This is a genomic window from Pseudomonas sp. MG-9, from assembly GCF_018729515.1.
Taxonomy (GTDB): Bacteria; Pseudomonadota; Gammaproteobacteria; order Pseudomonadales; family Pseudomonadaceae; genus Aquipseudomonas; species Aquipseudomonas serboccidentalis.
In genome coordinates this window covers 281,027-301,446 of record NZ_JAHHZH010000006.1, presented here as the reverse complement: position 1 = coordinate 301,446, position 20,420 = coordinate 281,027, and the positions used below count along the sequence as shown (strand labels likewise).

16 protein-coding genes are annotated in these 20,420 nt (G+C 58.6%); 5 read left to right on the top strand and 11 right to left on the bottom strand.

Translation table 11 applies throughout. The features are described 5' to 3' along the window. Positions 1 to 80 precede the first annotated feature (80 nt). Complete coding sequence (locus tag KKQ10_RS17955) at positions 81 to 2,297, top strand: alpha-xenorhabdolysin family binary toxin subunit A (RefSeq protein WP_215501844.1); 2,217 nt, start codon at positions 81 to 83, stop codon at positions 2,295 to 2,297. Between the two features lie 47 nt (positions 2,298 to 2,344). Continuing rightward, on the top strand, positions 2,345 to 3,223 hold the full coding sequence (locus KKQ10_RS17950) for a hypothetical protein (RefSeq protein WP_215501843.1): 879 nt from the start codon (positions 2,345 to 2,347) through the stop codon (positions 3,221 to 3,223). A gap of 45 nt (positions 3,224 to 3,268) precedes the next feature. Here KKQ10_RS17950 and KKQ10_RS17945 read toward each other — a convergent pair whose 3' ends face one another. The 5 genes from KKQ10_RS17945 to KKQ10_RS17925 form a co-directional block, all read right to left on the bottom strand. After that, positions 3,269 to 4,432: a type III PLP-dependent enzyme gene (locus KKQ10_RS17945; RefSeq protein ID WP_127649829.1), complete on the bottom strand. Its 1,164-nt coding sequence runs from the start codon at positions 4,430 to 4,432 to the stop codon at positions 3,269 to 3,271. A gap of 645 nt (positions 4,433 to 5,077) precedes the next feature. Continuing rightward, entirely contained in the window at positions 5,078 to 6,235 is a 1,158-nt protein-coding gene (locus tag KKQ10_RS17940) for an osmoprotectant ABC transporter ATP-binding protein OsmV (protein ID WP_047291222.1), read from the bottom strand. Next, positions 6,232 to 6,885, bottom strand: coding sequence for an ABC transporter permease (locus tag KKQ10_RS17935; RefSeq protein ID WP_064585940.1), 654 nt, complete (start codon positions 6,883 to 6,885; stop codon positions 6,232 to 6,234). Before KKQ10_RS17935 ends, KKQ10_RS17940 begins: the two co-directional genes overlap by 4 nt. 12 nt (positions 6,886 to 6,897) lie before the next feature. Beyond that, positions 6,898 to 7,803 carry a glycine betaine ABC transporter substrate-binding protein gene (locus KKQ10_RS17930; protein ID WP_215501842.1) on the bottom strand — a complete coding sequence of 302 codons (906 nt, stop codon included), beginning with the start codon at positions 7,801 to 7,803 and terminating at the stop codon, positions 6,898 to 6,900. A gap of 21 nt (positions 7,804 to 7,824) precedes the next feature. After that, on the bottom strand, positions 7,825 to 8,514 hold the full coding sequence (locus tag KKQ10_RS17925; protein WP_172667905.1) for an ABC transporter permease: 690 nt from the start codon (positions 8,512 to 8,514) through the stop codon (positions 7,825 to 7,827). 450 nt (positions 8,515 to 8,964) lie between these two features. On the opposite strand from KKQ10_RS17925, the gene KKQ10_RS17920 reads away from it, so the two are divergent. The 3 genes from KKQ10_RS17920 (at position 8,965) to KKQ10_RS17910 (ending at position 13,061) form a co-directional block, all read left to right on the top strand. Next, positions 8,965 to 10,548 carry a peptide chain release factor 3 gene (locus tag KKQ10_RS17920; RefSeq protein ID WP_007965665.1) on the top strand — a complete coding sequence of 528 codons (1,584 nt, stop codon included), beginning with the start codon at positions 8,965 to 8,967 and terminating at the stop codon, positions 10,546 to 10,548. An 866-nt stretch (positions 10,549 to 11,414) separates the two neighbouring features. Continuing rightward, the gene (locus KKQ10_RS17915) at positions 11,415 to 12,650 is read left to right on the top strand and encodes an MFS transporter (RefSeq protein WP_215501841.1); all 1,236 of its coding nucleotides are present in this window, start codon (positions 11,415 to 11,417) and stop codon (positions 12,648 to 12,650) included. Between the two features lie 156 nt (positions 12,651 to 12,806). Then, entirely contained in the window at positions 12,807 to 13,061 is a 255-nt protein-coding gene (locus KKQ10_RS17910) for a hypothetical protein (protein WP_127649826.1), read from the top strand. A 209-nt stretch (positions 13,062 to 13,270) separates the two neighbouring features. Here the strand turns inward: KKQ10_RS17910 and KKQ10_RS17905 are convergent, their stop codons facing one another. The 6 genes from KKQ10_RS17905 to KKQ10_RS17880 all read right to left on the bottom strand — a co-directional run bounded on the left by KKQ10_RS17905 (position 13,271) and on the right by KKQ10_RS17880 (position 20,337). Then, complete coding sequence (locus KKQ10_RS17905; RefSeq protein WP_127649825.1) at positions 13,271 to 14,251, bottom strand: peptide ABC transporter ATP-binding protein; 981 nt, start codon at positions 14,249 to 14,251, stop codon at positions 13,271 to 13,273. Next, entirely contained in the window at positions 14,251 to 15,219 is a 969-nt protein-coding gene (locus KKQ10_RS17900) for an ABC transporter ATP-binding protein (RefSeq protein WP_127649824.1), read from the bottom strand. Before KKQ10_RS17900 ends, KKQ10_RS17905 begins: the two co-directional genes overlap by 1 nt. 10 nt (positions 15,220 to 15,229) lie before the next feature. After that, a complete protein-coding gene (locus KKQ10_RS17895; protein WP_003221608.1) occupies positions 15,230 to 16,156 on the bottom strand; it encodes an ABC transporter permease subunit in 927 nt (308 codons plus the stop codon). 10 nt (positions 16,157 to 16,166) lie between these two features. Continuing rightward, positions 16,167 to 17,177: an ABC transporter permease subunit gene (locus KKQ10_RS17890; RefSeq protein WP_008085273.1), complete on the bottom strand. Its 1,011-nt coding sequence runs from the start codon at positions 17,175 to 17,177 to the stop codon at positions 16,167 to 16,169. Between the two features lie 73 nt (positions 17,178 to 17,250). Further along, positions 17,251 to 18,846 (bottom strand): ABC transporter substrate-binding protein, encoded by a 1,596-nt coding sequence (locus tag KKQ10_RS17885; protein WP_127649823.1) that lies wholly within the window; start codon positions 18,844 to 18,846, stop codon positions 17,251 to 17,253. Positions 18,847 to 18,924: 78 nt separating this feature from the next. Beyond that, entirely contained in the window at positions 18,925 to 20,337 is a 1,413-nt protein-coding gene (locus tag KKQ10_RS17880) for an OprD family porin (protein ID WP_127649822.1), read from the bottom strand. Positions 20,338 to 20,420 lie beyond the last annotated feature (83 nt).

The following is a 20,420-nucleotide window of genomic DNA, read 5'->3' as shown; positions in this document are numbered from 1 at the left end:
TTCAAGTAGTTGGAAGTTGCTTGCTGGCATCGAAAATTAAGTAATTATGATTAATATCCATGGAAGACAAGGAGTCTCTGATGGAGCTGAAGTTGAATGACAAGGTGGTCGAAGCCGCCGCAAACGCACCTCTGGTATTTGTGAATGCCTCGCTGGGGGCGGGTGAAGAATATAACCGGGGTACCGGTATACAACTGACAAAAGAGCAAATTATCAGTCTTAGAAAGTATGAGGTTCTCGGCCTCTCGCTTCCCGTTCGGCTGCAGGATGTTATTGCCTATCTAAACTATGGTGCTGGTGATGAAGGGGGGGTGGGGCTAAAAGCGTTGGACTTCCTGCGTACCTTTAGCATGACATATGATCACGCCAAACGCTGGTCGCCGTTGCGCGAAAAGATCATGTTGACGGGCACGGACCTGAAAATCTTTTCCGGCAGTATCATTCGCACAGGTAACGCCATTGTAGAAGTGTATGAGGACCTTAGAGCCTCGAGATATCTGGAAGAACACAACATCAATACGCCTGAGGAGTATCTGAGCCTGAAACGCCAGATGCCGGGGCTTCCCGAACTGGAGCTGTCTTCGGACGATATCCTGGATATCAAGGCCTATCTCAATGACTTGTTGGCTAAAGTTGCGAATTGTCATCAGGGCGCCGAGCGGGTGCGGGCCGAGCTGGACAGTTTCGGCACCGATATGCGCGAAAAAGTGTTGCCGGAAATTGCCTTGCGACTGCAGTTTGTCTCCAGGAACACCTATCAGAACGATATCAAGACGCTACAAGAAGGCATTGATCAGCGCGCGAATGAAATTGATGAGCTGAACAAGCAATACGATCTACTGGTACAGGAAGCGATCAAGGCGGCAGCCACTCTGAATATTGGTGGATTGATTCTGGGTATCTACCAAGGCGTCAAGGCAGAGAAAATCCGTTCTGAACGTAACCGCCTGAAGCAACTGCAGCAGGTTGATAACCAAAGTATGGCAAGCAAGAACCAGACGCTGAGTTCGTTGAACAAGATTCGAGATGATCTGCAGAATCTGAGTTACGTGGCCATTGAAGCCGAGGTTGCCACGCAGAACCTCATGCTGGTATGGAATGCCCTGGGTGACTATGTCGAAGCTTCTGTCAAAGAGGTTGATGGTATTTTCGAAGCGACCTCATTGCGGCGCTTCAAGAATCAATTGCTAAATATCATTGATCCTTGGGAGCAAATAAAAGTCAGCTCCGATCAATTACTGAAAGTATTTGAGGAGGCTGATAAGGATTATGAGAGAAGCGGTCTGGTTGTTCGGAGTAGGTCAATGATGTCTTTGCTGTCGGTTAGTTCGGCTGTTCCCGCATTCAATATAACCCGGCTGCGTGAGCATAATGCTTCGGTGCAAGGGTTCAATACCACGGCTCAGATGCTCTTCGAGCAATTCGATTACATGCCTGGGACTGTCGGGACCATGAACAATCTGGCGCTCGCCGTCAACAAGGCCACCTACGACCTGCGGAGTCAGGCACAGGCCACCGGCATTTACCTGGAGCGCGCGGAGAAGAAACTGCGCAGCTATCAGGCTGAGTTGGAGTATCCGGAGGACGCGGACGAAGTTCGCGAAGATATGGAGGTCGAGCTGAAGAATATCTTCAATAAGGTATCGGTCCAGACCGAAGATCTGAAAGCTGTGCACAAGAGCATCAGCGCTCATTACGACCGCAGCGCCTCGGCCGAATGGGTCGTGACGCTCAAGGCTGAACGTGCGACGACTGTCGAGCTCAAGGTCACGTTCGACGAAAAACTCGCAGGCCTGGCTGTCGAGATGAAGTCTGTTTCCGAGGGGATTGATCTGATCGCCAAGGCGGGCATCGAGAAAATTGGCGAACAAGTGCAGTTGTCGCTGGAAAATATCAAGGCACTGGGCCTGGCGCCACCTCAGGTGCAAGTCGTCTTGCTGGCTATCGATACGCTGAAGAAAATGATTTCCGGCATTGGCGAGGCCATTTCCTTCCTCAATATGCTGGCGGCGTACAACCGACTGAATGACAAGGCAGGTGATCTGCGCACGCAGATCAACAAGTACATCAAAGACATCGCCCGGATTGATGGCCGGATTGAACTGGTCGAAACCCTGGATCAACTGGACGATGGCCGTGCGAAATACGCTGGAGAGTTCTCCATTTTGATCGATGACTTTACGCAGTTCGCCAGTGATTTCAGGCAGAACACTTCGCTTCCCGTCGAAACCCGAGCGCAAGCTGCGATTGTTCGAGTCGCCGAAGTCGTCAAGCATTTGAAGAGCATTCATCAATAACAAGGAGCTGGGAGGGTGGGCTACCGGCCCACCTTCTCTGATACAGCATGAATGTTCTGGCTTATGAGTTTTCAGCGGCGCAACGGCGTGTGCTCGATCACTACATACGATTTCTCGGCGCTTTGCCGATGACATTCAACGCGATACCACTGGTTTGCGAGCGCCGTAGAAAAGAGGGGCATCAATTGGCGGTTCTGGCCAGGGACTCGCGTCTGAATAACGCCCCTTTCAATCAGCGCTACCTGCAAGAATTCTGGGCGCGTACCGAAGCGTCAAGGCTTCTTGGCGCGGGGTATATCGGGGATCTGGAGGTTTTCACTCGCGAATCCCTGGATATCGCAGGCAAAACCTCCAGGCACGAGCCCGTCAGCCAAGTGGACTTTCGGCTGTTCAGCCTTTCCCGGTCGGCCAGCTGGAAGTTGTTTCCCGCGCAGAATGTTGCTGGCCTGATACACGAACTGGCACTTCGGTTCTATGTGCTCAGTGCCGAGACACGACGGCTGAAACACACGGTCGTGGAAGTTCACGACGAGTCATTTGGTTTGAAGTCAGTGTTTGTCAGCGCCATGGATCACCGTTCCTGCCTGTGCCATACGACTCCCACGGTTGCCCAGGGGTTGTTTGGCGATCCATTGACGACTCCGGTCTGGGACCTGGCCTATGCTTCGACTGATCCGGCCATCAGGGCGGCTGAATACAAGGCCGATGTCGTGGCGTTATTCAGTGGATTCGTTTCGGTGAGTACGCAGATGGGGCTATTCATTGAAGGGCTTTATCAGCGCCTCGACGGTCTGTGCAATCAACTCTTGCAGGCGATGAATGCGGTGAAACTGAGCGAGCTGAATTTCAAACTGGCCGCTATTACCGAGAACGCCAATGAGTGCATGGCGATGCTGAACCATCTTGAGGTATGGCTTCGCAAATAAAAAAGGCCCATGGTTTCCATGGGCCTTTTTCTCAGTCGTTGCGTGTCACACGTAAAACGATTTCAGCGGCGGGAAGCCATTGAACTCTACGGCGCTGTAACTGGTGGTGTAGGCACCAGTCGACAGCCAGTACAGACGATCACCGATCGCCAGGTTCAGTGGCAGGCCGTACTTGTAGTTTTCGTACATGATGTCGGCGCTGTCACAGGTTGGGCCGGCGATGACCACTTCTTCCATCTCGCCTTTTTTCTCGGTCCAGATCGGGAACTTGATCGCTTCGTCCATGGTTTCGATCAGGCCGGAGAACTTGCCCACATCGGTGTAGACCCAACGCTCGACGGCGGTGCGGGATTTGCGGGCAACCAGTACCACTTCGCTGACCAGAATGCCGGCGTTGGCGATCAACGAACGGCCCGGCTCCAGAATGATTTCCGGCAGGTCATCACCGAAGTCTTCTTTCAGAAAGCGGATGATTTCTTCGGCGTAGGTTTCCAGGCTGTTGGTACGGGTGATGTAGTTGGCCGGGAAGCCGCCGCCCATGTTGATCAGCTTCAGGTGAATGCCGTCTTCTTCTTTCAGGCGTTCGAAGATCACTTTGACCTTGGCGATCGCGGCGTCCCAGACGCTGATGTCACGCTGTTGCGAGCCAACGTGGAACGAAATGCCGTACGGCACCAGGCCCAGGTCGCGGGCGAGGATCAGCAGGTCCATGGCCATGTCGGTCTGGCAGCCGAACTTGCGCGACAGGGGCCAGTCGGCAGTGGTCGAGCCTTCGGTCAGGATGCGCACGTAAACTTTGGCGCCCGGGGCAGCCTTGGCGATGTTGCGCAGGTCGGCTTCCGAGTCGGTGGCGAACAGGCGCACGCCCTTCTCATAGAAGTAGCGGATGTCCTTGGATTTCTTGATGGTGTTGCCGTAGCTGATCTGGTCCGGGCTGACGCCACGGCTCAGCACTTTGTCCAGCTCATAGATGGAGGCGATGTCGAAGCTCGAACCTTTCTCTTTGAGCAGATCGATGATCTCGACGGCCGGGTTGGCCTTGACCGCGTAGTAGACCTTGGCGAATTCGAAACCGGCGCGCAGGTCATCGTAGGCCTTGGCGATCATCGCGGTGTCGATCACCACGAACGGGGTTTCCTGTTTGTCGGCGAACGCTTTCATTTTGTCGAATGTAGCGCGCGCGAAATAGTCTTCGACCTGAATCGACATGCTGGGAGCTCCTATGGGCAAACTCGTAAAAACAATGGGTGCAAATGAACGCCCTCCGTATCCCCACTTTGGTTCGCCTACTTCCCAAGGCATGTCGCCGAAAGCAAAAAGGCCACGGGCGTATTTGCCCTTGGCCTTGCTGTCTCGTCGTCAGTACTTGAGCCGGATGGATCGTTTCCAGCATGGACGTTCGGCGCGAACTTTAGGGCGTGAGGGGCCTGAGATCAACTAAAAATGTCGCGTTTTTGCACGCTTCTGACGTGCGTCGCGTTCATCACTCTTTGTAGCCGACCGAGATGACGGACAGATGTTCCCCGAGAATTTTCAAGTGTTAAAAATACCTGCACGTTCGCGGATTTTGTCGGCTAAGTATTGGGTAAGTGCGATGGGCGCAACATCGGCGACGATGGCCGCGAGAGATGGGGGTGAGGGGGATTTTGGCTGTTTGGACGGCTATCCAGCGCATGCTGTCTGGTTCTCAGGTGTTGAGATTCTTTTCCGCCTTGTGAATGACTTGGTAACGCCCCCATTTCTGTAGGAGTGAGCCTGCTCGCGATGACTTTTTTACAGCCAACATCTTCATCGACTGACATTGCGCTATCGCGAGCAGGCTCACTCCTACAGGGTTTTGTGTTTTACCGACTATCAGGCAACCACGGCTTCAGCCGGCGAGACGATATTGGTCTTCATCCCCCGCGAACGTCCCGAGCTCAGATACGCCGCAATCGACTCCTGCGTGACCTCACCGAGGAACACCCGCTCGGCATCCATCACCGGCAGCCACGAACGATTGAACTCGTACATGCGCGACAGCAGGATGCGCAAATGCTCGTCGTACGCCGCCGTGGCGTTGAACTCGCGCAAAAATTGCGCGCAGGTGCCGGTCTGGCGGTGCAGGTCGCGGCGACGCACGTAGCCCAGCGCCTTGTTCTCGGCACAGGTGACCACCACGTAGCGGCGGTCATGTTCGTCCATCAATTCCAGCGCATCAGCCACTGGCGTCTCCGGGCTCACCGACGGTGCGTTGTCCGCCGCATCTTCTGCCTTCACCAACAACAGACGCTTGAGCGTGCTGTCCTGGCCGACGAAGTTGCTGACAAAGTCGTCCGCCGGATGCGCGAGCAGGGTGTCTGGATGATCGATCTGCAGCAGTTTGCCGGCGCGGAAGATCGCGATCTTGTCGCCCAGTTTGATCGCTTCGTCGATGTCGTGGCTGACCATGATCACGGTCTTGTTCAGCGCCCGTTGCATCTCGAAGAACTCGTTCTGGATCATCTCGCGGTTGATCGGGTCGACCGCACCGAACGGCTCGTCCATCAGCAACAGCGGGGCATCCGCCGCCAATGCACGGATCACCCCGATCCGCTGCTGCTGGCCGCCGGACAGTTCACGCGGGTAGCGATGCAGATACTGCTTGGGTTCCAGCTTGATCATGCTCATCAGTTCGCGAGCGCGGTCGTGGCATTTCTGTTTGTCCCAGCCGAGCAGTTTCGGCACCACGACGATGTTCTCTTCGATGGTCATGTTCGGGAACAGACCGATCTGCTGAATCACGTAGCCGATGTTACGGCGCAGGGTCACTTCGTCCAGATCGGTGGTGTCCTCGCCGTTGATCAGGATCTTGCCCGAGGTCGGTTTGATCAGGCGGTTGATCATTTTTAGTGTGGTGCTTTTGCCGCAACCCGATGGCCCGAGGAACACACAGATTTCGCCTTCATTGACGGTCAGGCTTACCGAGTCCACGGCTTTGACATCTTTGCCGTTGCTCTGGAAGGTCTTGCTGAGGTTTTGAAGTTCGATCATTTGAGGAGTCCTTTTGGAGTCAGCGTGCGTTGCAGCCACTGCAGGAGGAGGTCGGCGAAGATCGCCAGAAGACTGACCAGCAGCGCGCCGACGATCAGCATCGACATGTCGCTGCGGCTGATGGAGGCGAGGATCAACACGCCAAGGCCGCCGGCGCCGATGGTCGCGGCGATGGTCATCACGCCGATGTTCATCACCACGGCGGTGCGCACACCGGCGAGGATCACCGGTACCGCAATCGGCAGCTCGACCATGCGCAGGCGCTGGCCGAAGGTCATGCCGATGCCGCGTGCGGCTTCACGAATGCCCGGTTCCACGCCGGTCAGGGCGAGGTAGGTGTTGCGCATGATCGGCAGCAGCGAATAGAGGAACACGGCGGTGATCGCTGGCATCGGCCCGAGGCCCTGGCCGAACTTGGAGTAGAACGGCAGCAGCAAACCGAACAGGGCAATCGACGGCACGGTCAGTAGCACCGTGGCGCTGGCCTGCAACGGGCCGGCAAGGGTCGGAAAGCGCGTCATCAGAATGCCCAGCGGCACGCCAACGACAATCGCCAGGGTCACGGCGATACCGACCAGGGTGATGTGCTGCCAGGTCAGGTGCATCACCTGCTGCCAGTCGAGGTGGGAAAAGGCGTTCAGAAATTCCATGACTTTTCCTCCTTAGTTGAGTGGGTGCTGGCGCAGGAAATCGGTGGCGACTTTCGACGGGCTTTCGTGGTCGACGTCGACCCGCGCGTTGAGCTGGCGCATGGTTTCGTCGTCGAACAGTTGCGCCAATGGCTTGAGCTGCTCGGCCAGTTGCGGGTGCGCGTCCAGATACGCCTGACGCACCACGGGTGCGGCGGTGTAATCCGGGAAGTAGTGCTTGTCGTCTTCCAGCAGCTTCAGGCCGAAAGCGTTCAAGCGGCCGTCGGTGGTGTAGACCAGACCGGCAAATACCTGACCGTTGCGCAGCGCGGTGTAGACCAGTCCCGCGTCCATCTGGCGGATGTTTTTGCGGGTCAGGTTCATGCCGTAGAGCTTGACCATGCCGTCCAGACCGTCGGAGCGGTTGGCGAACTCGGTGTCCAGCGCCACCAGGTGGTTGGTCTTGGCTTCAGTCTGCAGCACCTCATTCAACTGACTGATGTTGTTGATCTGCGGATATTCCTCTGCCACTTTTTTCGGCAGGGCGAGGGCGTAGGTGTTGCTGAATTTCGACGGAGTCAGCCAGACCAGGCCTTTTTTCGCGTCGAGTTCTTTCACCCGGGCGTAGGACTGTTCGCTGTCGAGTTTCTCGGTGACATGGTTGTAGGCTACCAGCGACACGCCGGTGTATTCCCAGAGCATGTCCAGTTGCCCGCTTTCGTGGGCGCTGCGGGCCAGGTTGCTGCCCAGACCGCCGGTGATCTGCGCGTCGTAGCCTTTGCTGCGCAGGTATTGCGCGGTGATTTCCGCGAGCAGCGTCTGTTCGGTGAACACCCGGGCGCCGAGGCGGATCACCGGTTTTTCAGCGGCTTGCGCGATTCCTGCGAACAGCAGGATGCAGCCTGCTATCAATCCCAAAGACGAGCTAAATCGTTTCATAAATATTCCTTCGCAAGAGCCTTAAGACGGGCGCAAACCGCGTTCCAGCCAGAGGCGGCTGGCGAGGGTGACCACGCCATCGAGCAGCAAGGCCAGCAGCGCGGTGCACGCGGCGCCGAGCAGCAGTTGCGGCTGATTGTTCAGGGCGATGCCAGGGAAGATCAGGCTGCCGAGGCTGTTGGCGCCGATCAGGAACGCCAGTGGCGCAGTGCCGACGTTGATCGCCAAGGCCACGCGCACCCCACCGACGATGATCGGTACGGCGTTGGGCAATTCGACTTTCCACAGCACCTGGCGCGGGGTCATGCCGATGCCGACGGCGGCTTCTTTCAGCGAGCCTTGGACGTTTTTCAGGCCTTCGTAGGTGTTGCGCACGATCGGCAACAGGGAGGCGAGGAATAAAGCGAAGATCGCCGGACCACTGCCGATGCCGAGAATCCCCAGGGCAATCGCCAGTACAGCCAGCGGTGGCACGGTGTTACCGATATTGAAGATCTGCATGAAGCGTTCGGCGCGGCCGACCATGGTCGGGCGACTGAGGAAGATGCCGGCGGGGATGCCCACGACCAGGGCGGCCAGCATTGAAGCGAGGACGAGAATCAGATGAGCTTGCAGGTAAAACAACAAATCGTCGCGGTAGTGTTCGATCGTGTTGATGCCGATCCAGTGGACCAGCAGGGCCAGGAGCGCGATCACCACCGCACCTCCCATCAGCCCTTTGCCATAGCGGATAGCCACAGGCGGACTCCTTTTTTTGTAGTCGGCGAACGCTCTCCCGAGTGGCATGCCAAGCCTTGGCTGCCGGGAATAAACGTTCGCGAGAAGCAGCTCCCTCAGCACCGGCAAAAAGCGGTCTGAAAGCGAGCCATGAGCGCAGCCTCGTCAGGCTAACTTGCTGATTTTTCAGCCCCTGACGAAATGTCGTAACAGGGGATGGACGTCTCCGTGCTTTAAAAGGTTCCCACGTTAGACACTGTTTGGCCACCCGTAGGAGCTGCCGAAGGCTGCGATCTTTTGATTTTGTTTTTAAAAGCCAGGTCAAAAGATCGCAGCCAGCGGCAGCTCCTACAGGGTTTTGCGGGGCCGAGGGACGGTGGTCTGGCGATCACTTTTTAAGCTATACTCGCCGCCCTTTTTTGAATCACCGCCAGGCGATTTCCCATGACCAACCAGGCCGCCGAAGTCGCGAAACGCCGCACTTTCGCCATTATTTCCCACCCCGATGCCGGTAAAACCACGATCACCGAAAAGCTCCTGTTGATGGGCAAGGCGATTGCGGTGGCCGGTACGGTGAAATCCCGTAAATCCGATCGCCATGCGACATCCGACTGGATGGAGATGGAGAAACAACGGGGTATTTCCATTACCACGTCGGTCATGCAGTTCCCGTATCGCGAACACATGATCAACCTGCTCGACACCCCGGGCCACGAAGACTTCTCCGAAGACACCTACCGCACCCTGACGGCGGTCGACTCGGCATTGATGGTCCTCGACGGCGGTAAAGGTGTTGAGCCACGGACCATTGCGCTGATGGACGTCTGCCGTCTGCGTGACACGCCGATCGTCAGCTTCATCAACAAACTCGACCGCGACATCCGCGACCCGATCGAGCTGCTCGACGAAATCGAAGCCGTGCTGAAGATCAAGGCAGCGCCGATCACCTGGCCGATCGGTTGCTACCGCGACTTCAAGGGCGTGTACCACCTGGCCGACGACTACATCATTGTCTACACCGCCGGTCACGGTCACGAACGCACCGAAACCAAGATCATCGAGAAGCTCGACTCCGACGAGGCGCGTGCGCACCTGGGCGACGAGTACGAGCGTTTCCTCGAACAGCTGGAACTGGTGCAGGGCGCCTGCCACGAGTTCAACCAGCAGGAGTTCCTCGACGGTCAACTGACCCCGGTGTTCTTCGGTACCGCTCTGGGCAACTTCGGTGTCGACCACGTGCTCGACGCTGTCGTTGACTGGGCACCGCGCCCGCTGGCCCGTGTCGCCAACGAGCGTACCGTGGAGCCGGTGGAAGAGAAGTTTTCGGGCTTCATCTTCAAGATCCAGGCGAACATGGACCCGAAACACCGCGACCGCATCGCCTTCATGCGCATTTGCTCGGGCAAGTACGAGAAGGGCATGAAGATGCGCCACGTGCGTACCGGCAAGGATGTGCGCATCGGCGACGCCCTGACGTTCTTCTCCTCCGAGCGTGAGCAGTTGGAAGAAGCGTACGCCGGCGACATCATCGGTCTGCACAACCACGGCACGATCCAGATCGGCGACACCTTCAGCGAAGGTGAAGTCCTCGGTTTCACCGGTATCCCGCACTTCGCCCCGGAACTGTTCCGCCGCGTGCGTCTGCGTGATCCGCTGAAATCCAAGCAGTTGCGTCAGGGTCTGCAACAGCTGGCGGAAGAAGGCGCGACCCAGGTGTTCTTCCCGGAGCGCAGCAACGACATCATTCTTGGTGCCGTCGGTGTGCTGCAGTTCGATGTGGTCGCCAGCCGCCTGAAAGAGGAATACAAGGTTGAGTGCTCGTACGAGCCGATTACTGTGTACTCCGCGCGCTGGATCGAATGCAGCGACAAGAAGAAGCTTGAGGAGTTTTCCAACAAGGCTGTGGAGAACCTGGCACTGGATGGCGGTGGTCACCTGACTTACCTGGCGCCGACGCGGGTTAACCTGGCGTTGATGGAAGAGCGTTGGCCGGATGTGAAATTCCGGGCGACGCGTGAGCATCACTAAGCGCTGAATTGTTTCGTCCAAAGCCCCCTAGGTGTATGCCTTGGGGGCTTTTTTTTGCTTTTGTTTTGGGTGTATATCCGTTTCTGCGGGTGGCGGCTGACGGTTTCGCCCTTACGGCGACTCACTTTTTTTCAAACGCCAAAAAAAGTAAGCAAAAAACGCTTGCTCCTACGTACGGCCCGCTCGCTGGGGCTCGGGGTTCCTTCGCTCCGGGCGCAGCGCCTACGGTTTGCTTCGCTGCACCTCCTCTCGCTGTGTTTGGCTGCGCCAAACGGTCGCTGCGCTCCCACGCCCGGATCAATCCCGGAACGAAGCCTCCGACGTCGCCTTACAGATCAAAAGCTGCAGCCGAGCTAACGCTCATCCTGTGTAGGAGCTGCCGAAGGCTGCGATCTTTTGATCTTGATTTTGCTTTTCTGTGGGAGCCGGCTTGCCAGCGATGGCGGCCTGCCAGGCGACCTGTTCTTGCAGTTGTACTCAATCCAATTGTAGGAGTGAGCCTGCTCGCGATAACGGTCCGACAGCCGACCACCCTCTGGCAGATTGAACTCAATCCACTGTGGAAGCCTGGCTTGCCAGCGATGGCGGCCTGCCAGGCGACCTGTTTCTTGCAGTTGTACTCAATCCAATTGTAGGAGTGAGCCTGCTCGCGATAACGGTCCGACAGCCGACCATTTTCTAGCTGAGTGCACTCAACAACTGAGCTGCCGAAGGCAGCAAAGTCAAAAGATCGCAGCCTGCGACAGCTCCTGCAGGGGAGTGTAGGGCGACTCCGTATTTTGTGGTTACGATGTTCTTGAGCGCGACAACCGGATCGCCGGCCGTTAGTGTTCAGGTCCACGCAAGTCGCTTTGAGAGGTCATGGAATGACGCGCAACCTTGTCCATCTGCTTCGCCCCAACGGCTATTTCAGTCTGATGGCCTGGGTGCTGGCGGCGTTGCTGTTCATCAATCGCCTGAGCAGCATGGTCAAGTTGTTCATGGCGTTGTATCTACGCCAGGAGCTGGGGTTGGCGATCGAGACCGTTGGCTGGCTGTTGTCGGCGTACGGTGGCGGGTTGTTGATCGGTTCGATGCTCGGCGGGCTGCTCAGTGACCATGTGCGTACGGCGCGGCTGACGGCGGCGCTGTTCTTCGTTTCTGTGTGGGTGCTGATCCTGCTCGGGCTGGTGACGCAGGTGCCGTTGCTGGCCGCCTTGCTGTTACTCAGTGGCGCCGTCGACGGGGCGATTCGAACGCTGCACCAGCGCTTGATCATGGAGTATTGCGAGCCTGCACAGCGCTCTCGCGCCCAAGCGCTGAGCCGGGTCGCGCGAAATCTTGGGATGGCTGCTGCCGGTATTGCCGGCGGGGTGTTGGCGCAGACGGATTTTCGTTGGGTGTTTTTTGGCAGTGCGGCGATGACGCTGCTGGCGTTGCTCTGGTTTGTGCGCACCACTTGGCGCCGCGCGGTGCTCGAACCCGATGAGGTGGCCGAGGCAGGCACCGGCACAGGCGCGCCGTTGCGCGACACGGCATTCCTCTGGCTACTGGGCGCGGCAGTGTTGCTGGGGATGGCCTTCGACACCGTCTACAGCACGCTGGGCAACTATCTGCGCGACTATTACCACTTGAGTACCGAGGCCATCGGTTGGCAGTTCGGGCTCAACGCGATGCTGGTGGTGGCGCTGCAGATTCCACTGACGCACTGGGGCGAGCGTTGGGGCGCGCGTCGGCAACTGCTGGCGGGCTGTGTGCTGCTGGCCGTCGGGCTGGGCATGCTGCCGTTTGGCTCCGGGTTGTTTTACGTGTGTTTGTCGACCGTGATCTGGACGTTGGGTGAAGCTTTTTTCATGCCGCCGATGAATGTGCTGGTCATGCAGCATGCGCAGGGTGGCAAAAGCGGCCAGTATTTTGGTCTGTTTTTCATGAGCTGGAGCGCGAGCGCACTGCTGTCGCCGGTGCTCAGTGGTCAGTTGTATGGGCACTTCGGAGGGCACAGCGTATGGCTTGCGAGCGCGACACTGGCACTGTTGACCTTGCCGCTGATCGACCTCGCGACGCGCTCAGCGACCCAGGCCAAGGCGCTGACCGCCAGCAAAAACGCCTCCTCGCTTAGCTGATTCGGTTATAGCCGTTATTCACAAGTGATCTACCGGGTCGGGGCATTTACAGGGCCTGGTTAGCGTCCTATCTGGTGAACCTCGCTGATCGGAACTAGATTTCATTCAGCGCCGGATCGGCATCCAGGCTTCAACCACGAAAGGATGGAAATGACTATGAGCATTTTTCAACGCATTGTGCTGTTGCTTAAGGTTTTGGTGCTGTTGACGCTTGGCACCACGGCGGCCTGGGCGAGTACCGCCACGCCACCCCAAGGATTTAATGCGGCCCACGGCCACGCGGGTGTGATCATGCTGGCCAAGTCGGAAGCCGAACCGGGCGATCAGGATCAGGGGGGCAGCGAGAACGATGATGATTCGACCACCGACGAGCCAGACACCGACGATGACGAAGGCGACAGCCAGTCGTAACTCGCGGGCAAAAGAAAACCCCTTCTTCCCCGACTGATGCGCAATCGAGAGAGAAGGGGCTTGGTTAACACATTACTTCCGGATAAACACGATTCCTGTAGGAGCTGCGGCACGCTGCGATCTTTTGATCTTGATTCTGAAAATCAACAGATCGCAGCCTCGTTTCACTCGACAGCTCCTACAGGTTTTGTGTCGTTCTCCGGTTTTGCTTACGCCGCGCCGTCGAGGAACTGCTCGGCGTAGTGGCAAGCCACTTGCCGGCTGTCGAGCTGGCGCAACGCCGGCTCTTCCGTGCTGCAACGCTCGGTGGCGTATGGGCAACGCTTGTGGAAAGCGCAGCCCGGTGGCGGGTTCAGCGGGTTGGGCAGTTCGCCGACGATCTTGATTTTCGGCTTGTCCGGATCCGGGTGGATCGTTGGCGTCGCCGACAACAGGGCCTGGGTGTACGGGTGCAGGGGACGGGTGTAGATGTCCTCTTTCGGGCCCATTTCCACCGGACGGCCGAGGTACATCACCAGCACCGAGTCGGCGACGTGACGCACCACTGCCAGGTTGTGCGAGATGAACACGTAGGCGGTGTTGAATTCCTGCTGCAGGTCCATGAACAGGTTCAGCACCTGCGCCTGAATCGACACGTCCAGCGCCGAGGTCGGTTCGTCCGCCACCAGCACTTTGGGTTGCAGCATCATCGCCCGGGCCAAGGCGATACGCTGGCGCTGACCGCCGGAGAACATGTGCGGATAGCGCTGGTAGTGCTCAGGACGCAAGCCTACCTGTTTCATCATCGCCTGGACTTTCTCGCGACGTTCAGCGGCACTCAGGTTGGTGTTGATCAACAGTGGCTCGGCCAGTTGATCACCGATTTTCTGCCGTGGGTTCAACGACGCGTACGGGCTCTGGAACACCATCTGCACGTCTTTGCGCAGTTGCTTGCGCTGGGCCTTGTCGGCGCCGGCGACTTCCTGACCGGCGATTTTCAGCGAGCCGGACGACGGCTCTTCAATCAGGGTCAGGGCGCGGGCGAGCGTGGATTTGCCGCAGCCCGATTCGCCCACCACGGCGAGGGTCTTGCCGGCTTCCAGTTCGAACGACACGCCGTTGAGGGCGCGCACGGTCGCGTGACCCTTGAACAGGCCACGGGAGACTTCGTAGTGACGGGTCAGGTCGCGGGCGGTAAGTACGACGGCCATTACGCCACCTCCTGGTTCAGCGGGAAGAAGCAGCGAGCGAGGCTGTTGCTTTTCGGATCAAGGGTCGGACGCTGCGCGCGGCAGCTGTCCTGCACATACGGGCAGCGCGGCGACAGCAGGCAACCCTGCGGACGGTCGTAGCGGCCCGGAACGATGCCCGGCAGGGTCGACAGGCGTGCGGCGCCCAGGCTGTGCTCGGGAATCGCCTTGAGCAGCGCTTCGCTGTACGGGTGCGCCGGGATGTCGAACAGTTGCGGCACCTGACCGACTTCAACGGCTTGCCCTGCGTACATCACGCACACACGCTGGGCGGTTTCGGCCACAACGGCGAGGTCGTGGGTGATCAGCACCAGACCCATGTTCTGTTCTTTCTGCAATGCCAGCAGCAGATCCATGATCTGCGCCTGAATCGTCACGTCCAAAGCCGTGGTCGGCTCGTCAGCGATCAGCAGTTTCGGCTCGCCGGCAATCGCCATGGCGATCGCAACGCGCTGGCTCATGCCGCCGGACAGTTGGTGCGGGTAGGCGTCCATACGGCTGGCGGCGCCCGGGATTTCCACTTTTTCCAGCAGTTCGATGGCGCGTTTGCGCGCTTGCTTGCCGGACATTTTCAGGTGCAGGCGCAGCACTTCTTCGATCTGGAAACCGACGGTGTAGCTTGGGTTGAGCGCGGTCATCGGGTCCTGGAAGACCATCGCCAGGTCTTTGCCTACGATCTGCCGACGCTGGCGGTTGCTCAGCTTGAGCATGTTCTTGCCGTCGAAGCTCAGGGCATCGGCAGTGACGATCCCCGGGTGCTCGATCAGGCCCATCAGCGCCATCATGGTCACCGACTTGCCCGAACCGGACTCGCCGACGATCGCCAGAACTTCGCCCTTGTCCACTTTCAGGTCGAGGCCATCGACCACGGGAACGGCGTTCTTGTCGCCGAAGCGAACGTTGAGATTCTTGATTTCTAGCAGTGACATGGGAATCTCCTCAGGCGGCGTTCTTGAGTTTCGGGTCCAGCGCATCGCGCAGACCGTCGCCCATCAAGTTGATTGCCAGCACGCTGAGCAAAATGGTCAGCCCCGGCAGGCTCACTACCCACCAGGCGCGTTCGATGTAGTCGCGGGCCGAGGCCAGCATGGTGCCCCACTCAGGGGTTGGCGGTTGTACGCCAAGGCCGAGGAAGCCCAGCGCCGCAGCGTCGAGAATCGCCGAAGAGAAACTCAGGGTGGCCTGAACGATCAGCGGCGCCATGCAGTTGGGCAGCACGGTAATGAACATCAGACGTGGCAGACCGGCACCGGCCAGGCGCGCGGCGGTCACGTAGTCGCGGTTCAGTTCGCCCATTACGGCGGCACGGGTCAGACGCACGTAGGACGGCAGCGATACCACAGCAATGGCGATCACGGTGTTGATCAGGCCAGGGCCGAGGATGGCGACGATCGCCACTGCCAGCAGCAGGGACGGCAGGGCCAGCATGATGTCCATCAGACGCATGATGGTCGGGCCGATCATTTTCGGGAAGAACCCGGCGAACAGACCCAGCAGGATCCCCGGGATCAACGACATCACCACCGACGACAGACCGATCAGCAGCGACAGGCGCGAACCCTGGATCAGCCGCGACAGCAGGTCGCGACCCAGTTCATCGGTGCCGAGCAGAAATTGCATCTGCCCGCCTTCCAGCCACGCCGGTGGCGTCAGCAGGAAGTCACGGTATTGCTCGCTCGGGTTATGCGGCGCGACCCACGGCGCGAAGATCGCGCAGAAAATCACCAGCAGCATGAACAGCAGGCCGGCAACCGCGCCTTTGTTTTTCGAGAAGGCTTGCCAGAATTCTTTGTACGGCGACGGGTACAGCAGGCTTTGATCCGCGCTCGGGGCGGAAGTGGCTACTGAGGATGTTGGAGTGCTCATGGTATGGACCTCAGCGCTGATGACGGATGCGTGGGTTGGCAAAGCCGTAGAGGATGTCCACTACGAAGTTGACCAGAATCACCAGGCAGGCGATTAACAGGATGCCGTTTTGCACAACCGGGTAGTCCCGGGCGCCAATGGCTTCGATCAGCCATTTACCAATGCCGGGCCAGGAGAAAATGGTTTCGGTCAGGACTGCACCGGCCAGCAGGGTGCCGACTTGCAGGCCGACCACGGTCAGTACCGGGATCAGCGCGTTGCGCAGACCGTGCACGAACACCACGCGCGACGGCGACAGGCCTTTGGCCTTGGCGGTACGGATGTAGTCTTCGCGCAGCACTTCGAGCATCGACGAACGGGTCATCCGCGCGATCACTGCCAGTGGAATGGTGCCGAGTACGATGGCCGGCAGGATCAGGTGATGCAGGGCATCGAAGAACGCCCCGACGTCATCGGCCAGCAGCGTGTCGATCAGCATGAAGCCGGTGCGCGGCTCGATGTCGTAGAGCAGGTCGATCCGCCCGGAAACCGGGGTCCAGCCCAGGCTTACCGAGAAGAACATGATCAGGATCAGGCCCCACCAGAAGATCGGCATCGAATACCCCGCCAGGGAGATGCCCATCACCCCATGGTCGAACAGGGATCCTCGCTTGAGGGCCGCGATCACCCCGGCCAGAAGGCCCAGAATGCCGGCGAACAGCAGGGCGGCCATGGACAGTTCCAGGGTCGCCGGGAAGAGGGAGGTGAACTCGGTCCATACGCTCTCACGAGTACGCAGGGATTCGCCGAGATCGCCGTGGGCCAGTTTGCCGATGTAGTCCAGATACTGGGCATACAGCGGCTTGTTCAGACCAAGGCGTTCCATTGCCTGAGCGTGCATTTCGGGGTCGACCCGACGTTCGCCCATCATCACTTCCACGGGGTCGCCAGGGATCATGCGAATCAACGCGAAAGTCAGCAGGGTGATGCCGAAAAACGTGGGGATCAACAACCCCAGTCGGCGGGCAATAAAACTAAACATCTTGTGTGGTACCTCATCAGCCGGTTAGGCGTGCCCGGCGCCCCTGGGGTCAGGGAGGCCGGGAGTTTCTTATCTACTTCACCTGGGTAGTGGCGAAGTTATTCGTGGTGAGAGGGCTGATGTGGTAGCCCTCTACGTTTTTGCGCATTGCAGTAAACATGCGGGTGTGGGCCATGCTGATCCACGGCTGGTCCTGATTAAACAGGACCTGGGCTTGCTCGTAGAGTTTCGCACGTTCGGCCGGATCTACTTTAGCCCGTGCTTCGTCCAGCAGCGCCTGGAATTTCTCGTTGCACCAGCGCGCGTAGTTCTCGCCGTTCTTGGCGGCTTCGCAACTGAGCATAGGCGTCAGGAAGTTATCCGGGTCGCCGTTGTCGCCCGCCCATCCGGCCGAGACCATGTCATGTTCGCCGGCCTTGGCGCGTTTAAGCATTTCGCCCCATTCCATCACACGGATGTCGATCTTGATCCCGACTTTCGCCAGGTCAGCCTGCATCATTTGCGCGCCGAGCATCGGGTTCGGGTTGGTCGGGCCGCCGCCGTTACGGGTAAACAGGGTAAACACGGTGCCTTCCGGAACCCCGGCTTCCTTGAGCAGGGCGCGGGCCTTGTCGAGGTCGCGTGGCGGGTTCTTCAGGTCGTGGTTATAGCCCAGCAGGGTCGGCGGGTACGGGTTGACCGCCACCGAAGCATTGCCCTTGCCGAAAAGCGCGTTGACGTAGGCTTCCTTGTCGAAGGCGATGTCGATGGCCTTACGCACGCGCACATCGCTCATGTATTTGTGCTGGGTGTTCATCGCGACGTAGGACACGGTCATCGCATCCAGTTCATCGACCTTCAGGTTGCTGTCTTTCTTGATGCTCGGGATGTCATCCGGTTTCGGATACAGCGCGACCTGGCACTCGTTGGCCTTGAGCTTCTGCAGGCGCACGTTGTTGTCGGTGGCGATCGCCAGAATCAACGCGTCGGCCGGTGGCTTGCCACGGAAGTAGTCCGGGTTGGCCTTGAAGCGCACTTGGGCGTCCTTGGCGTAACGCTGGAAGATGAACGGGCCGGTGCCGACCGGTTTGTTGTTGAGGTCGCCGGTCTTGCCGGACTTGAGCAACTGGTCGGCGTATTCGGCCGGGTAGATCGAGGAGAACGCCATGGCGATGTCGGCCAGGAACGGCGCTTCGCGGCGGGTCAGGGTGAATTTGACCGTGTTGTCGTCGACTTTTTCTACGCTTTTGAGCAGTTCCTTGAAGCCCATGCTTTCAAAGTACGGGAAGCCCACGCTCGACAGTTTGTGCCACGGGTGATTCGGGTCCAGCTGGCGCTGGAAGCTCCAGACCACGTCGTCGGCGTTCATGTCGCGCGTCGGCTTGAAGTATTCGGTGGTGTGAAACTTGACGCCTTTGCGCAGGTGGAACGTGTAGGTCAGGCCGTCTTCACTGATGTCCCAGGATTCGGCCAGCGCCGGAATCACTTCGGTGGTGCCGGGCTTGAAGTCCGCCAGGCGGTTGAAGATGGTTTCGGCCACAGCGTCCGCCGTGACTGCAGTTGTGTACTGGACCATATCGAAGCCTTCCGGACTGGCTTCGGTGCAGACCACCAAGGGTTTGGCCGAGACGCCGATGGCGGCGCTCAACAACGCAGCCGCGACGGCCGCACGTAGGGGAAGCATTTTCATCGATAACCCTCTGCAATCGGTTGAAGACAAAAAACCGAACGGCCGACTCTTCATGAGTCAGCCGTCGGTTGGCGGTTTTTACAGGATGTTGAATGGAATCGTGGTCACGAGACGGAACTCGTTGATGCTGCCATCGGACTGGTTTTCGCTGGCGCGGTGAGCGGTGTAGGTGCCACGGATGGTGGTCGCCTTGAGTGGGCCGCTCTGTACCGCGTAGGTTGCACCAATGCCGTATTCGTAGTGGTGCTCGCCGTCCATGTTGCGTACGTCATACGCAGTGCCGGTGTAGTGAGTACCGTCGATGCCCCAGCCGCGAGCCTGGTAGATGTTGAACTTCAAGCCTGGCACGCCGTATTCGGCCATGTTCAGACCGTAGGCCACCTGGAAGGATTTCTCGTTCGGGCCGTTGAAGTCCGACAGCAGGGAGTTGGCCAGGTAGATGCCGTTGGTTTCGTGCAGGTAGTCGAAGTACTCGTCACCGTTGATGGCCTGGTACGAGAAGGTCAGGCTGTGGGCCTGGTGAGTCAGGCCGAACGACAGCGAGTAGGTGTCGTTGTCGATTTCGCCCATCTCTTTTTTGCCGGTATCGACGGTTTTGTAGTAGTTCAGGCCGGTGGTCAGGCTCACGATATTGCTGTCACCCAGTTCGTGGGTGGCGCCGAAGTAGTACTGGTTCCAGAAGTCTTCAACTTTGGAGGCGTACAGGCTGGTCTTCAGGCTTTTCAGCGGCTGATAGTTCAGGCCGACGATGCTTACGCGATCGGTTTCAGCGTTGTTGTTGGTGTACTCGGAGCGGAACTTGGACAGACTCTCTTCGGTACGCGGCGATACGCGGTCGAAGCTGCCGGCGTCGAACGACAGATTGTTCAGTTCTTCGCTGTGCAGGCTGACACCTTCAAAGCTCGAAGGCAGTGCACGGTTGCCGATGGTATCGACGATTGGCGTGCTGAAGTTCTGACGACCGGCGGTCAGTGTGGTGTTCGACACGCGGAACTTGACGTTGGCCAGGCCCAGTTTGCTCCACTGGCCTTCAGCGTCGCCGCCTTCTTTGGTCAGCGTACGGTTGTTACCTGCGCCTGGACGCGAACCCGGTGCGCCACCGTTGTTGGAGGCCAGATCCTTGCGATTACGTTCCAGGGCCACGGCGTTGTACGCGGCGACTTCAGTGCTGACACCGACGGTGCCCTGAGTGAAGCCGGAGTTGAAGTTGACGATGGTGCCCTGCACCCAGTTGATACGACGGTCAGTCGGGGTGGCCACGCCGTCCTTGCGGTAAGTGAACTTGCCGCCGCGCTTGAGTTGCTCGTTGGCATACCAGTTACGGGTCGTGCCGCTGATCGTGGAACCTTCGAGGAAGCCGGTGGCGTCAGCCTGGGCGCTCTTTTCGTTGACGGTCACCGGGGTGAACGCCTGGCTCTGTTGCTCGGCATAAGCCGTGGCAGTGATGCTGCTGATGGCCAGAGCCAGTATCGCGGTGCTGCTCAGTTTCATGGGTGAAGCTCCTTTACTTTCTTTTTATGCCGGCTTTTTTGGGTTGGCCGGTTATTGGTTTAGAACTCATTCACACACCGCAA